Genomic DNA, 14,182 nt, shown 5'->3' with positions numbered 1-14,182 from the left:
AGCGCGGCAAGCCGCTCATCCCACTCGCGGTCGAACGCATCCAGCAGCTCCTGCAGCTCTGCGGCGGTGCGGCCGAACGGGTCGATAGCGCCGGCGCGGATCGCGGCGATGTACGCCTCCGGGTCGCAGCCCCACTCGTCCATGACCACATTCCACCACGGGCCACTGACATGGAATCGGGCCTGTGGACAACCTCCCGGGCGGGGTGGTTCAGCCGGCTCAAAGGGGTCGGTTTCGACGCGGTCAGGGCGCTGCGCCCGGACCGGCTCAACCAGCGGGGCGGGTCGGGGCGCCGTGCGCCGCCTTTCCGCTGGTTGAGCCGCTGCGCGCCGCAGGCGCTGAGCGTGTCGAAACCACAGCCCCAGCCGGCCCAAGGAGTCGGTTTCGACACGGTCAGGGCGCTGCGCGCCCGGACCGGCTCAACCAGCGGGGTGGGTCAGGGCGCTGCTCGCCGCCTTCCCGCTGGTTGAGCCGCTCCGCGCCGCAGGCGCTGAGCGTGTCGAAACCACAGCTCTAGCCCGGCTCCAGGGGTCGGTCGACACGGTCTGGGCGCTGCGCCCGGGCCGGCTCAACCAGCGGAGAGAACGGCGAGGCGCGGGTCACTCACCGTCAGGCGCAAGCCCTCGGGCGTGCGCTCGAGCGGCACGTCGGCCGACGCCGCCCACGCGATGAGCGCATCCGCCGAGTCCGCCTCGACCCCCGCGACGGCGAGCGCGCGGACGAGCGCGCCCTTACCGGCCTTGTTCCAGTGGTTGAGCGCCGCGCCCTCGGGCGACACGATCTCGACCGGCACCGCGCCCGCGACGGGCGCGAGCGACGCGTAGGCCTTCGACCGCAGGTCGAGCGCGAAGCCGTCGATCACGTCGCCCGCGTGCGACCAGAGGTCGCGCATCCGCTCCCCCGGCAGCTTCGTGGTCGCCGACACCTTGTAGGCGGGAATCAAGTCGCCGGCGCGCACGAAGCCGAGCAGCGCCGACTGGATGACGACGTGGCGGTCGACCCACGCGCGGGCATCGGCGTCGAGGGATGCGGCGTCGAGCGCGTCGAAGAGCACCCCCGTGTACCGCTCGATCGCGGCCATGGTGGGCGCCGTGCGCACGGCGGCATTGTCAGCCGCGGCGCGCGCCTTCGCGGGCGTCGAGACGTCCTGCCCCGCGGCGACGAGGCGGTCGAGCGCCGCCAGTGCCCGCGAACGGGCGACGGCCAGCCCGGGGTAACCCAGACTGGCCGTCGTGAGGCGATCACCCGTCCCGCCTGCCGCCTTCGTCTCGCTGGGCGGCAGCAGGACGATCACGCGAGCTTGGCGTTCCTGGCGACGATCTCCACGCGGTCGTGGTCGACCGAGAGGAAGCCGTCCTCGGCATCCACCCTGTGCACCGTGCCGGACGCATCCGTGACGCGCACCTGTCCCTCGGCGAGCACAGCGAGCACCGGCTCGTGGCCCGTGAGGATGCCGATCTCGCCCTCGGTCGTGCGGGCGATGACCTGCGAGGCCTCACCCGACCAGACCTCGGCGGCCGCCGACACGATGCTGACGGCGAGAGCCATCAGCCGTTCTCCTTCTGGATCTGCGCCCACTTGGCCTCGACGTCCGAGATGGCGCCGACGTTGAAGAACGCCTGCTCCGCCACGTGGTCGAACTCGCCCTTGGCGATCGCGTCGAACGACTCGATCGTCTCCTTGAGCGGCACGGTCGAGCCCTCGACACCGGTGAACTTCTTCGCCATGTAGGTGTTCTGCGAGAGGAACTGCTGGATGCGGCGTGCACGCGACACGACGATCTTGTCCTCCTCGCCGAGCTCGTCGACACCGAGGATCGCGATGATCTCCTGCAGCTCCTTGTTCTTCTGGAGGATCTGCTTGACCGTGGTGGCGACGCGGTAGTGGTCGTTGCCCAGGTAGCGGGGGTCGAGGATGCGGCTGGTCGACGTGAGCGGGTCGACGGCCGGGTAGAGGCCCTTCGACGCGATCTCGCGCGAGAGCTCCGTGGTGGCGTCGAGGTGCGCGAACGTCGTGGCCGGGGCCGGGTCGGTGTAGTCGTCAGCGGGCACGTAGATGGCCTGCAGCGACGTGATCGAGTGGCCGCGGGTCGACGTGATGCGCTCCTGCAGGATGCCCATCTCGTCGGCGAGGTTCGGCTGGTAGCCGACGGCGCTGGGCATGCGGCCCAGCAGCGTCGAGACCTCGGAGCCGGCCTGCGTGAAGCGGAAGATGTTGTCGATGAAGAGCAGCACGTCCTGCTTCTGCACGTCGCGGAAGTACTCCGCCATCGTCAGCGCCGAGAGCGCGACGCGGAGTCGCGTGCCCGGGGGCTCATCCATCTGACCGAAGACGAGGGCGGTCTTGTCGAAGACGCCCGCCTCCTCCATCTCGTGGATGAGGTCGTTGCCCTCACGCGTGCGCTCGCCGACACCGGCGAACACCGACACACCGCCGTGGTCCTGCGCGACGCGCTGGATCATCTCCTGGATGAGGACGGTCTTGCCGACACCGGCACCGCCGAAGAGGCCGATCTTGCCGCCGAGCACGTACGGGGTGAGCAGGTCGATGACCTTGATGCCGGTCTCGAACAGCTGCGTCTTCGACTCGAGCTGGTCGAAGGCCGGCGCGTTGCGGTGGATCGACCAGCGCTCGGACACCTCGAGGGTCTCGCCCTCGCCCAGGTTGAGCGGCTCGCCGATGACGTTGAAGACCTTGCCCTTGGTGACGTCGCCGACGGGAACCATGATCGGCTCGCCGGTGTCGCGCACCTCCTGGCCGCGGACCAGGCCGTCGGTCGGCTTCAGCGCGATGGCGCGCACGAGGTCGTCGCCGAGGTGCTGCGCGACCTCGAGCGTGATCTCCTGCGGCTCGGTGCCGTCCTGGAAGTCGACGGTCGTCTTGAGCGCGTTGTAGACGCCGGGGATGGAGTCGTGCGGGAACTCGATGTCGACGACGGGCCCGGTGACGCGAGCGACGCGGCCGACCCCGGCCTGCTTCTGGGAAGCCTCGGTGGTGTCAGTGATGGTCATGTGCTTGCCTTTCGTGGCTACTTCGCCGAGGCGAGGGCGTCCGCGCCGCCCACGATCTCGGAGATCTGCGTCGTGATCTCGGCCTGGCGCGCGTTGTTGCGCAGGCGGGTGTAGTCGGTGATGAGCTTGTCGGCGTTGTCGGATGCCGACTTCATCGCCTTCTGCGTGGCTGCCTGCTTCGCGGCGGCCGACTGCAGGAGGGCATTGAAGATGCGGCTCTCGACGTAGACCGGCAGCAGTGCGTCGAGCACACCGGCGGGCTCCGGCTCGAACTCGTAGAGCGGGAACTGCTCGGCGCTGTCGGCGCTGTCAGCCTCGACGATCTCGAGCGGCAGCAGCCGCACGGCGTTCGGCTCCTGCGTCATCATGCTGACGAAGCGGTTGTAGACGACGTGGATCTCGTCGACCTGCTCCGAGACGTAGGCCTCGAGCACCGCGTCGGCGATCTCCTGCGCCAGCTCCGGCGTCGGCAGCTCCGACTGCCCGGTCCACTCCTGCACAGCCGTGCGCTTGCGGAACCGGAAGTAGCCGACGGCCTTGTTGCCGACCAGGTAGTGGTCGACCTCCTTGCCCTCAGCCTCGAGCTTCACCCGCAGCTCGCTCGCCTCGCGCAGGATCTGCGAGTTGAACGCGCCGGCGAGGCCGCGGTCGCTCGTCAGCACGACGATCGCCGCGCGCTTGAGCTGCTCCCGCTCGATCGTCAGCGGGTGCGCCTCGTTGGAGTACGTGGCGACCGCGCTGACGGCGCGCGTGAGCGCTCGCGCGTACGGCGTCGACGCGTGCACGCGACCGAGCGCCTTCTGGATGCGCGATGCAGCGATGAGCTCCATCGCCTTCGTGATCTTCTTGGTCGTCTGCGCAGACTTGATCTTCTGCGTGTAGACCCGGAGCTGGGCTCCCATGTCGCCTCCTCAGCGAGCTCGCGTCAGCGGCGGCCCTTGACGATCTGCTCCTGGTTGACGTCCTCGACCATCGGCTCGGCCGACTCGGTGCCCGGGTCGGTGATGCTGGACGACGGCTTGCCCTGCCAGTTCTTGACGAAGGCGTCGACCTCTGCCTCGAGCGTCTGCAGCGTCGCGTCGTCGAGCACGTTCGTCTCGCGCAGCGTCGCCATGGCGGTGCCGTTGTTGCGCATGTGCTCGAGGAGCTCGGCCTCGAACTGCAGCACCTGGTTGACGGGCACGGTGTCGAGCTTGCCGTTGGTGCCGGCCCAGATCGAGACGACCTGCTCCTCCACCGGGTACGGCGAGTACTGCGGCTGCTTCAGCAGCTCGGTGAGGCGAGCGCCCCGGTCGAGCTGGCGGCGCGACGTGGCGTCGAGGTCGGAGGCGAACATCGCGAACGCCTCGAGCGAGCGGTACTGGGCGAGCTCGAGCTTGAGCGTGCCGGAGACCTTCTTGATCGACTTGACCTGCGCGTCGCCACCGACGCGCGAGACCGAGATGCCGACGTCGACCGCGGGACGCTGGTTGGCGTTGAAGAGGTCGGACTGCAGGAAGATCTGGCCGTCGGTGATCGAGATCACGTTGGTCGGGATGTACGCCGAGACGTCGTTGGCCTTCGTCTCGATGACCGGCAGGCCCGTCATCGAACCGGCGCCCAGCTCGTCCGAGAGCTTCGCGCAGCGCTCGAGCAGACGGGAGTGCAGGTAGAAGACGTCACCCGGGTACGCCTCGCGGCCCGGCGGGCGGCGCAGCAGCAGCGAGACAGCGCGGTAGGCCTCGGCCTGCTTCGACAGGTCGTCGAAGATGATGAGGACGTGCTTGCCCTCGTACATCCAGTGCTGGCCGATGGCCGAGCCCGCGTAGGGGGCCAGGTACTTGAAGCCGGCGGGGTCGGATGCGGGCGAGGCCACGATGGTCGTGTACTCCATCGCGCCGGCGTCCTCGAGCGCGCCCTTGACGGCGGCGATGGTCGAGCCCTTCTGACCGATCGCGACGTAGATGCAGCGGACCTGCTTGTTGACGTCGCCGGAGTCCCAGTTGGACTTCTGGTTGATGATCGTGTCGATCAGCAGCGCGGTCTTGCCGGTCTGGCGATCACCGATGATCAGCTGGCGCTGGCCGCGGCCGACGGGGATCATGGCGTCGATCGCCTTGATGCCGGTCTGGAGCGGCTCGTGCACCGACTTGCGCTGCATGACGCCGGGCGCCTGGAGCTCGAGGGCGCGGCGGCCGCTCGAGGCGACCTCGCCGAGGCCGTCGATCGGGTTGCCGAGCGGGTCGACGACGCGGCCGAGGTAGCCCTCACCGACGGGGACCGAGAGAACCTCGCCCGTGCGGGTGACCTCCATGCCGGCGACGATGCCGCCGAACTCACCGAGCACGACGACGCCGATCTCGGTCTCGTCGAGGTTCTGAGCCAGGCCGAGGGTGCCGTCCGCGAAGCGCACGAGCTCGTTGGCCATGACGCCGGGCAGGCCCTCGACGTGGGCGATGCCGTCGGCGGCGTCGATGACCTGGCCGACCTCGGCCGTCGTCGAGGTCGACGCCTCGTAGGACGAGACGAAGTCGGCGAGTGCGCCCTTGATCTCGTCGGGGCTGATGGTGAGCTCTGACATGTGTCTTCCTCTTCTAGCCTTCGACCTAGCCGAGCTTCAGGCGCAGGTCGGTGAACTTGGAACGGACGGTGCCGTCGATGACGTCATCGCCGATCGAGACCCGGAGGCCGCCGATGACGGTCGGGTCGACGACCTGCTGCAGCTGCAGCGTGCGGCCGTACTGACGCTCGAGGCCGACGCGGAGCCGGTCGAGCTGCGGGGCGGGGATCTCGCGAGCCGAGGTGACCGTGGCGATCGAGCGGCCAGCGGCGGCCGCGACCTCGGTCGCCGCGCCTCGGAGCAGCTGCCCGATGCGGCGGCCGCGCGGGACGCGCACGAGGTGGTCGAGGATGGCCAGCGTGGCCTCGCTCGCGCGGCCGCCGAGCAGTCGCTGCACGAGCGCGGCCTTGTCGTCAGCCTTGCCGAGCACGCCGCCGAGCGCGAGCTCGAGCTGCGGGTCGGTGGCGACGATGCGCGCGAACGACGCGATCTCGCCCGCGACGTCGGCGCCGCCCGATCCCTGCACGGCGATGCGGATGCCCGCGTCGTCGATGGCGGCGAGGATGTCGGCGGCGTCGGACCAGCGCTGGCGTGCGAGGTGCGCGACGATCGCCCGCGCCGGCGCACCGAGCTCCCCCAGCACGCGCTCGGCGAGAGCCGCACGCGCGTCAGGAGGCGAGACCGGATCGGCGAGCGACGACAGCACCTGCGGGTTGCGCTCGATGGCTCGCGAGGCCTGGAACAGGTCGCGCGCGTCGTGGAGCCCAGCCTGCGGCTGGCGCACGAGCGCCTCGTCGATGCCGGCTCGTGCCTGGCTGGTCGCGCTGCCCACTAGCGGGTCGCCGTGTCGTGCTCGAGGTCGGCGAGGAAGCGGTCGACGATCGCGGCAGAGCGCGCGTCATCCATCGACTCACCGACGACCTTCTCGGAGAGGCCGAGGGCGAGCGTGCCGACCTCGGTCTTCAGCGAGCTGAACGCAGCCTGGCGCTCCGCCTCGATGCGCTGGTGCGCCTGGGCGGTGATGCGCTCGGCCTCGTCGGTCGCGCGAGCCTTGAGGTCGGCCTCGATCTTGGCGGCGTCGGCGCGAGCCTGGTCCTTGATGCGAGCGGCCTCGGCCCGAGCCTCAGCGAGCTGGGTGTTGTACGACTCCAGCGCTGCAGCAGCCTCGGCCTGAGCCGCCTCTGCCTTCTTGATGCCGCCCTCGATGGCCGCCGAGCGCTCGTCGAGCAGCGCCTGCATGCGCGGAAGGACGACCTTCCAGAAGATCAGCAGGAGGACGACGAAGATGACCGTCGACCAGATGAGGTCATACGGAGCAGGAAGCAGGGGGTTTGGCTGTTCCCCCGCTTCTTCCGCGAGGAAGAGAGGAGTGATGAGCATCAGGGCCTCAGACCATGAAGAAGTACGTGGCGATACCGATGAACGCCAGTGCCTCCGTGAACGCGATGCCGATGAACATGAGGACCGTCAGGCGGCCCTGCAGCTCGGGCTGGCGGGCAACCGACTCGATCGTCTTGCCGACGACGATGCCGACGCCGATGGCGGGGCCGATGGCGGCGAGGCCGTAGCCGACCGTGCCGATGTTGCCGTTGATCTCGGCGAGGATGGTCGTGGCGTTGTCCACGGTGGTTCCTTTCTGGAGGTCCGAAAAGACGGAGGTCAGTGCTCTTCAGCCAGCGCGAGCTGGATGTAGATCGTGGTCAGGATGGCGAAGACGTAGGCCTGCAGCACGCAGACCAGCAGCTCGAACACGGTGAACGCGAAGCCGAAGGCGAGCGTGCCGACGCCGAGCACCGTGTACAGGCCACCGGCGCTGAACAGGAAGAACTGCGTCGCGGCGAAGAAGAGCACCAGCATGAGGTGGCCGACGAGCATGTTCATCATCAGTCGCAGCGTCAGCGTGATGGGTCGCAGCACGAAGGTCGAGATGAACTCGAGCGGCAGCACGATGATGTAGAGCGGCCACGGCACGCCCGGCGGGAGGAGCGAGTTCTTGAGGAACGCGCCCGGGTGCTTCTTGAGCCCCGCGTAGATGAAGGCGATGTACGCGACGATCGCGAGCACGAGCGGCACGCCGATGACGGAGGTGCCGGCGATGTTGAGGCCGGGGATGACCGCGGTGAAGTTCATCGCCAGCACCATGAAGAAGATGGTGGTGATGAGCGGCAGGAAGCGCTTGCCGTCCTTCTCGCCGAGCAGGTCGTAGGCGATGCCGTCGCGGACGAAGCCGAGGCCCATCTCGACGAGGCTCTGGCCGCGCGTCGGGATCAGCCGCAGCTTGCGCGTGCCGAGCACGAACACGAGGATCAGCGCGATCGCGGCGATGAGGCGCACCAGGATGATGCGGTTGATGCCGAAGATCGGCTCCTCGCCGCCGGCCCAATCGACGGCCGGGTCCTGGAACAGGATGATCGGCGGGAAGAAGTCCGCGAGGGTCGGCGGGTGGAACGGCTCCGGCTCGGTTCCAGCGGCGGCCAGCGAGGTCAGCAAGGCGTTCAGCGTCTCTTCCTCAAGCTCAGGGCGCCTGGCGCCGGTTCGACGTCGATGCACCCCCTCGCGCGAACACGCTCGAAGCTGAGCGAGGCTGTGGGGGGAACGGGTACGACACTATCAGAGAGGTCGGGGGCGACCGACACTCCTGAGACGTCCATCAGGCGCGCGCACCGGACGCGGGGCGGCCCTGCGTCTCGTCGTCGGCGTCGCTGTCGATCGTGGGCTGGCGGCTTGTCGCGATGACGACGCAGTCGATCACGAGCGACCCGATCACGGCAGCGACGAGCGACCCGAACGCGACACCGCGGTGCAGCCAGTCCTGGTCGCCGAGCACGAACACGAGCACGATGAAGAGCGCGAACTTCAGCAGCCAGCCGCCGAGCACGATGCCGAAGAACGCGCCGGAGATCATGGCGCCCTTCGAGACCTTGAAGGCGAGCAGGATGCTCATCGCGGTCAGCATGCAGAACAGGATCGCGAGCGCCGTGCCGACGAGCGCGGACGCGACGCCCGCGCCCTCGGCCAGGACCCATCCGACCACCCCGCCGATGACGGCGACAGCCGCTGCGAGGATGCCTCCCCAGAGCAGGATGCGCTGCATGATCGCGGTCGTGGTCACAGGCGTTCCCCTTGTACGTCGTTGTGCTGCGGCTCGCGCTGCGTGTCGATGGTCTGCTCGAGTCCCCTGCGCCGCGCCCGACGCTCGCGCATCACGCGCAGCGACGTCTGCCACACGCGCCGGCTGACCGGCGCCGCCGTGAGCAGCGCGCACACGAGGAATCCAGCCACCATGATACCGATGGCGGCCCACCAGGGCTGGATGAGGAAGATCAGGCAGCCGATCGACACCACCGCGGTCCAGGCGTAGAAGATCAGCACGGCGCCGAGGTGGGAGTGCCCCATGTCGAGCAGGCGGTGGTGGAGGTGCTTGCGGTCGGCCGCGAACGGGCTCGAGCCGTTGATGAGCCGGCGGACGACGGCGAGCACGAAGTCGGTGAGCGGCAGCAGCAGGATGGCGAGCGGCAGCAGGATGGGGATGAACGCGGGCAGGATCTGGCTGCGGCCCCCCATGGTCGCGAGGTCGATCTGCCCGGTGACGGCGATCGCGCTCGCCGCCGTCATGAGGCCGAGCATGAGCGCTCCCCCGTCGCCCATGAACATCCGGGCGGGGTGCCAGTTCACCGGCAGGAAGCCGATGCAGACGCCGACGATGATCGAGGTGATGAGGCTCGCGAGCGAGAAGTAGGCGTTCGGCTGGCCCAGGTTTGCGCTGATCATGAAGATGTAGCCGAAGAACGCCGTCGAGCCGATGATCGTCGTGCCGGCGACGAGCCCGTCGAGGCCGTCGATGAAGTTGACGGCGTTCATGACGAGCACGATGAGCAGCACCGTGAGGCTGATCGCCATCGTGGACGACGGCACGGTGAGTCCGCCGATCGGCAGCGTCACGATCTGCACGCCGAAGATCGCGACACCCGCGGCCACGAGGATCTGGGCGCCGAGCTTCAGCATCCAGTCGAGGTCGTAGAGGTCGTCGAGCACACCGACGGCGCAGATCGCGATCGCGCCGGCGAGCAGCGTCCAGATGCGCGTCGGCTCGGCGAAGACGCCGGCCAGCTCGGGGATGAGCGCCGCGACGCCGAACGCGCCCAGCAGCCCGAGGCACATCGCGACGCCGCCGAGGCGCGGCGTGGGGCGAGAGTGCACGTCGCGGTCGCGCACCGGCGGGTGGATGCCGTACCTCAGCGCGAGACGCAGCACGATGCGACTCGCGAGGAAGGTGATGAGCGCGGCCACCGCCGTGATGACCAGGAAGATCATGGCGTCATCCGTCGACGAGCAGGTCGCCGAGCGCCTCGGCGATCACCGCGCGGGGCAGCACGCCCTGGCGGACGATACGGGCGACGCCCGACGTCGAGCAGTCGAGGATCGTGGAGCCGTTCTGCTCCCCCGGTGCGGCGTCCCCGCCGACAGGCCCGGCGTCGAGCACGACGGCGACCCGGTCGCCGAGCATCTCGGCGGCCGCGGAGGCCTTGGTGGGCGCCGGCATGCCGTGCAGGTTGGCGCTCGAGACGGCGAGCGGGCCGGTCTCGCGCAGCAAGCCGATGGCGATCGGATGGTTCGGCACGCGGATCGCGACGGTCCCGCCGGTGTCGCCCAGGTCCCACGTGAGGGAGGACTGGGCGCGCAGGATGACGGTGAGCGGGCCCGGCCAGTGCGCGTCGAGCAGCGGCGCGAGCTCCGCGGGCACCGACTCCGCGAGGGCGCCGGCCATGGCGCGGTCGGCGACGAGCACGGGCGGCGGGAAGCCGCGGTCGCGACCCTTCGCGGCGAGCAGGCCGGCGACGGCGGCGTGGGAGAACGCATCCGCCGCGATGCCGTAGACGGTGTCGGTCGGCATCACGATGCACTGTCCCGCGGCGATGGCCGTGCGGGCGGCGCGGACGCCGTCGAGCAGGGACATCGGGTCGGCGCAGTCGTAGATGGCGGGCACCTGCCCATGGTAGTCGGGGCCCTTCCGGCCTGCTCCTCCCCTGGCTCGCTCGCCTGGCTCGCTCCCCTGGCAGAGCGTGGCGGGTCGTTGCAGTCGTGGCGCGCCACTCGAGCAACAACTCGCCACTTTGAGCGAGTGTCGATCGCGCCGGCGGGTTACCTCGTCGCCGAGGTCACCCGGTCGCGGCCCGTCAGGTCGCCGTGCGTCCGCGCCCCGGCGAAGCCGGCGTCCTCCAGCATCCTCCGGATGGCCTCCGACTGGTGCTCGGCGTGCTCGATCGCGACGATGCCACCGGGCGCGACCAGATCAGCGGCGAGCGGCGCGAGGTCGCGCACGAAGTCGAGCCCGTCCGCGCCGGAGTACAGCGCGCTCTCCGGGTCGAACGCGCGCACCTCGTGATCCGCGGGCACGGCGGCATGCGGCACGTACGGCGGATTCGACACGAGCGCGGAGAGGGCGCCCGGGGTCACGCCGACGGCCGCGAGCGCCGCCGCGTCGCAGGCATCCGCGTGCAGCAGCACGACCCCGGGGGCGAGCTCGGCGACGTTTTGCCGCGCCCAGATGAAGGCCGCCGGGCTCTGCTCGACCGCCACGACCCGCGCTCCCGCCTCGCGAGCGAGCGCGATCGCGACGGCGCCGGAGCCGGTGCCGACGTCCAGCACGGTCGGCTCGACCATGCCGCGCAAGTGGTCGAGCGCGACCTCGACGAGCAGCTCCGTCTCGGGCCTCGGCGTGAAGACTCCCGGGCCGACGCGCAGCTCGATGTGCCGGAACGGCGCGACGCCGGTGATGTGCTGGAGCGGCTCCCGTGCTTCGCGGCGGGCGACGGCCGCCCGGAACCGCGCGAGCGCATCCGCCGGGAACGACCGTCCCATCGCCATGTCGACGCGGATCTCGGCAGCGGTCTCGCCGGCCGCCCAGGCCGCGAGCAGCTCGGCGTCGGGGCCGTGCACACCGGCGAGCGCGAGCCGAGCCCTGGCCTCGCGCACCGCATCGCCCACCGACCGATCGCTCACGACCCCACGCTATAGCGCGAGCGGGGGCCGCAGACCGGTGCACGGGACGCCCAGCCGCGCGCCTCTACACTGAAACGAACGCTTCCATCGGGTGAAAGGACAACGCATGGCGCGCATCTTCGACGACATCACCGCCACCATCGGAGGCACGCCGCTCGTGCGCCTCCAGCGCACCAACGACACGCATGCGACGGTGCTCGTCAAGGTGGAATCCTTCAACCCCGGAGCCTCGGTGAAGGACCGCATCGGCCGGGCCATCATCGACGCGGCCGAGGCCGAGGGGGCGCTGCAGCCCGGCGGCACGATCGTCGAGGGCACGAGCGGCAACACCGGCATCGCGCTCGCGATGGTCGGTGCTGCGCGTGGTTACCGCGTCATCCTGTCGATGCCGGAGACGATGTCGGTCGAGCGGCGCGCGATCCTCAAGGCCTACGGCGCCGAGCTCATCCTCACGCCCGGACCCGACGGCATGCGCGGCGCGGTCGAGCGCGCGCAGCAGGTCGTCGACGAGACGCCCGGCGCGATCCTCGCCCGCCAGTTCGAGAACGAGGCGAACATCCGCGTGCACCGCGAGACCACGGCCGAGGAGATCTGGGCCGACACCGACGGTGAGGTCGACGTCTTCGTGGCCGGAGTCGGCACCGGCGGCACCATCACGGGGGCCGGTGGTCGTCTGAAGGAGCTGAAGCCCGACCTCCACCTCGTGGTCGTCGAGCCCGCTGACTCACCGCTGCTGTCGGAGGGCAAGGCCGGGCCGCACAAGATCCAGGGACTCGGCGCGAACTTCGTGCCGGCCATCCTCGACACCGATGTCTACGACGAGGTCGTCGACGTGCAGCTCGACGACGCCGTGCGCGTCGGCCGCGAACTCGCCGCGAAGGACGGCATCTTCGCCGGCATCTCCTCCGGTGCCATCGTCTGGGCGGCGCTCGAGATCGCCCGCCGGCCGGAGTCGGCCGGCAAGACGATCGTCGCGGTCGTCTGCGACACCGGCGAGCGCTACCTCTCGATGCCGATCTACGCCGACCTGGCCTGAGGTTCACGGATGGGCCTGCTCAACGTCCGTGAGGACATCGAGAACGCGAAGCGGCACGATCCGGCCGCTCGTGGCGCGGTGACGATCGCGCTCACGTACTCCACCCTGCACGCGGTCTGGGCCCACCGCATCCAGCACCGCCTGTGGAATGCCGGCGCGCGCTCGCTCGCACGCGCCGGCAGCCAGGTGGCGCGCTTCATGACGGGCGTCGAGATCCACCCGGGGGCGCGGCTGGGGCGGCGCTTCTTCATCGACCACGGCATGGGCGTCGTGATCGGCGAGACCGCCGAGGTGGGCGACGACGTGATGCTCTACCACGGCGTCACGCTCGGCGGCACGGCGAACGCGGCCGTCAAGCGGCACCCGACGCTCGGGCACCGGGTGCTGGTCGGCGCGGGAGCCAAGATCCTCGGGCCCATCGCGCTCGGCGACGACGTGAAGGTGGGCGCGAACGCGGTCGTGCTGCACGACGCACCCTCGGGCTCGACGCTCGTGGGGGTGCCGGCCAAGCCGGTCGCGCGCACGGCGCCGGCGGAGCTGCCGCACATCGAGTACTCGATCTAGCCTCCCGCGCCTGACTGGCGCCTCGCGCGTGTGAGTGGCGCCTTCCGCGAGCCAGTGGCGGCACCGGCGGGTGATTGGCGGCATCCGCGGGTGAGTGGCGGCATCCGCAGATCAGTGGCGCTAAGCCGGCGAGAGGACTCCCCGCGCCAGGCGGTTGTTGCAAGCCCCCACCAGCCGGGGAAGGGAGGCGCCACTCACCTGCGGGAAGCGCCACTCACCCGCGCGAAGCGCCACTCAGATGCGCGACGCGCCACTCGCCTGCCGGAGGCGCCACTCAGGCACGGCGGGCGCCACTCAGACGCGGGAAGCGCCGCTCGCGCGGGAGGCGCAACTCGGCGGGTCAGTCGGGGGCGGATGCGGTGGCCTCGGCGGGCGAGGCGTGCGGGCGCTCGGTGAGCGCGAGACCCGCGACCGCGACCAGGATGCCGGCCAGGAACAGCAGCATGAGGGGGTTCCACGGCTGGACGCCCGTCAGCAGCGCCCAGACGACGGTGAGCGCACCGCCGACTCCCGTCCAGACGGCGTAGCCGGTCGCGAGTGGGATGACCTGGACCGCCCGCTCCAACCCGATGAAGCTGAGGATCGCCGCGACGGCGAACACGACGGTCGGCAGCGGGCGCAAGAAGCCCGCCGACTCCCCAAGCGCGGTCGCCCAGACGGCCTCGAGCACGGCGCTCGCGAGCAGCACGAGCCATGCGGTGCGCGCGCGCATCAGCTCACCAGCTTCAGGCCGACGAGGCAGCCGACGAGCAGCACGAGCAGGAGCGATCGGATGAGCGTCAGCCGCTCCTTGCCGCGCGCCGCCTGCAGCGCGACGGTCGCGACGGCGCCGACGCCGACCCACACCGCGTAGGCGGTGCCAGTCGGGATCTCGAGCATCGCGATCGCGAGCCCGCCCATCGACGCGATCATCGCGACCACGAACAGCACGGTCGGCTTCCACTTGCGGAAGCCCTTCGAGGCCTGCATCGCGGCCGCCCAGACGGCCTCCAGCAGCCCCGAGGCGACGAGGATCACCCAAGCCATGAC

General features: G+C 70.3%; 17 protein-coding genes. 2 read left to right on the top strand and 15 right to left on the bottom strand.

Going from position 1 to position 14,182, the window contains the following annotated elements:
• Positions 1 to 568 precede the first annotated feature (568 nt).
• The 13 genes from ACLQ21_RS15030 to prmC all read right to left on the bottom strand — a co-directional run bounded on the left by ACLQ21_RS15030 (position 569) and on the right by prmC (position 11,553).
• A complete protein-coding gene (locus ACLQ21_RS15030) occupies positions 569 to 1,294 on the bottom strand; it encodes a YaaA family protein (RefSeq protein WP_425664775.1) in 726 nt (241 codons plus the stop codon).
• Positions 1,291 to 1,548, bottom strand: coding sequence for a F0F1 ATP synthase subunit epsilon (locus ACLQ21_RS15025; protein WP_425664774.1), 258 nt, complete (start codon positions 1,546 to 1,548; stop codon positions 1,291 to 1,293). The genes ACLQ21_RS15030 and ACLQ21_RS15025 overlap by 4 nt, the downstream gene beginning before the upstream one ends.
• On the bottom strand, positions 1,548 to 3,011 hold the full coding sequence (gene atpD / locus ACLQ21_RS15020) for a F0F1 ATP synthase subunit beta (protein WP_425664773.1): 1,464 nt from the start codon (positions 3,009 to 3,011) through the stop codon (positions 1,548 to 1,550). The genes ACLQ21_RS15025 and atpD overlap by 1 nt, the downstream gene beginning before the upstream one ends.
• Before the next feature lie 17 nt (positions 3,012 to 3,028).
• Positions 3,029 to 3,913, bottom strand: coding sequence for a F0F1 ATP synthase subunit gamma (locus tag ACLQ21_RS15015; protein WP_425664772.1), 885 nt, complete (start codon positions 3,911 to 3,913; stop codon positions 3,029 to 3,031).
• 23 nt (positions 3,914 to 3,936) lie between these two features.
• Positions 3,937 to 5,571 carry a F0F1 ATP synthase subunit alpha gene (gene atpA, locus ACLQ21_RS15010; RefSeq protein WP_425664771.1) on the bottom strand — a complete coding sequence of 545 codons (1,635 nt, stop codon included), beginning with the start codon at positions 5,569 to 5,571 and terminating at the stop codon, positions 3,937 to 3,939.
• Between the two features lie 25 nt (positions 5,572 to 5,596).
• Complete coding sequence (locus ACLQ21_RS15005; RefSeq protein ID WP_425664770.1) at positions 5,597 to 6,382, bottom strand: F0F1 ATP synthase subunit delta; 786 nt, start codon at positions 6,380 to 6,382, stop codon at positions 5,597 to 5,599.
• Positions 6,382 to 6,930, bottom strand: coding sequence for a F0F1 ATP synthase subunit B (locus ACLQ21_RS15000; RefSeq protein ID WP_425664769.1), 549 nt, complete (start codon positions 6,928 to 6,930; stop codon positions 6,382 to 6,384). Before ACLQ21_RS15000 ends, ACLQ21_RS15005 begins: the two co-directional genes overlap by 1 nt.
• A gap of 7 nt (positions 6,931 to 6,937) precedes the next feature.
• On the bottom strand, positions 6,938 to 7,174 hold the full coding sequence (atpE, locus tag ACLQ21_RS14995; RefSeq protein WP_343921337.1) for an ATP synthase F0 subunit C: 237 nt from the start codon (positions 7,172 to 7,174) through the stop codon (positions 6,938 to 6,940).
• Between the two features lie 35 nt (positions 7,175 to 7,209).
• Positions 7,210 to 8,049, bottom strand: coding sequence for a F0F1 ATP synthase subunit A (gene atpB, locus ACLQ21_RS14990; RefSeq protein WP_425664776.1), 840 nt, complete (start codon positions 8,047 to 8,049; stop codon positions 7,210 to 7,212).
• A 151-nt stretch (positions 8,050 to 8,200) separates the two neighbouring features.
• The gene (locus ACLQ21_RS14985) at positions 8,201 to 8,662 is read right to left on the bottom strand and encodes a hypothetical protein (RefSeq protein ID WP_425664768.1); all 462 of its coding nucleotides are present in this window, start codon (positions 8,660 to 8,662) and stop codon (positions 8,201 to 8,203) included.
• The gene (locus tag ACLQ21_RS14980; RefSeq protein ID WP_425664767.1) at positions 8,659 to 9,864 is read right to left on the bottom strand and encodes an MraY family glycosyltransferase; all 1,206 of its coding nucleotides are present in this window, start codon (positions 9,862 to 9,864) and stop codon (positions 8,659 to 8,661) included. The genes ACLQ21_RS14985 and ACLQ21_RS14980 overlap by 4 nt, the downstream gene beginning before the upstream one ends.
• Positions 9,865 to 9,868: 4 nt before the next feature.
• A complete protein-coding gene (locus ACLQ21_RS14975; protein ID WP_425664766.1) occupies positions 9,869 to 10,537 on the bottom strand; it encodes an L-threonylcarbamoyladenylate synthase in 669 nt (222 codons plus the stop codon).
• A gap of 155 nt (positions 10,538 to 10,692) precedes the next feature.
• Entirely contained in the window at positions 10,693 to 11,553 is an 861-nt protein-coding gene (prmC, locus tag ACLQ21_RS14970; RefSeq protein ID WP_425664765.1) for a peptide chain release factor N(5)-glutamine methyltransferase, read from the bottom strand.
• 106 nt (positions 11,554 to 11,659) lie between these two features.
• Here prmC and cysK point away from each other — a divergent pair, with 106 nt between their 5' ends.
• The gene (gene cysK / locus ACLQ21_RS14965) at positions 11,660 to 12,589 is read left to right on the top strand and encodes a cysteine synthase A (RefSeq protein WP_425664764.1); all 930 of its coding nucleotides are present in this window, start codon (positions 11,660 to 11,662) and stop codon (positions 12,587 to 12,589) included.
• A 9-nt stretch (positions 12,590 to 12,598) separates the two neighbouring features.
• On the top strand, positions 12,599 to 13,153 hold the full coding sequence (epsC, locus tag ACLQ21_RS14960) for a serine O-acetyltransferase EpsC (RefSeq protein ID WP_425664763.1): 555 nt from the start codon (positions 12,599 to 12,601) through the stop codon (positions 13,151 to 13,153).
• Positions 13,154 to 13,493: 340 nt separating this feature from the next.
• Here the strand turns inward: epsC and ACLQ21_RS14955 are convergent, their stop codons facing one another.
• Together ACLQ21_RS14955 and ACLQ21_RS14950 are read right to left on the bottom strand one after the other, a co-directional pair.
• The gene (locus ACLQ21_RS14955) at positions 13,494 to 13,865 is read right to left on the bottom strand and encodes a DMT family transporter (RefSeq protein WP_425664762.1); all 372 of its coding nucleotides are present in this window, start codon (positions 13,863 to 13,865) and stop codon (positions 13,494 to 13,496) included.
• A complete protein-coding gene (locus tag ACLQ21_RS14950) occupies positions 13,865 to 14,179 on the bottom strand; it encodes a DMT family transporter (protein ID WP_425664761.1) in 315 nt (104 codons plus the stop codon). The genes ACLQ21_RS14955 and ACLQ21_RS14950 overlap by 1 nt, the downstream gene beginning before the upstream one ends.
• Between the last annotated feature and the right edge of the window lie 3 nt (positions 14,180 to 14,182).

The sequence above is a fragment of the Agrococcus sp. DT81.2 genome, assembly GCF_049844935.1.
Classification (GTDB): Bacteria; Actinomycetota; Actinomycetes; order Actinomycetales; family Microbacteriaceae; genus Agrococcus.
This window is presented reverse-complemented; position numbering and strand designations above follow the sequence as displayed.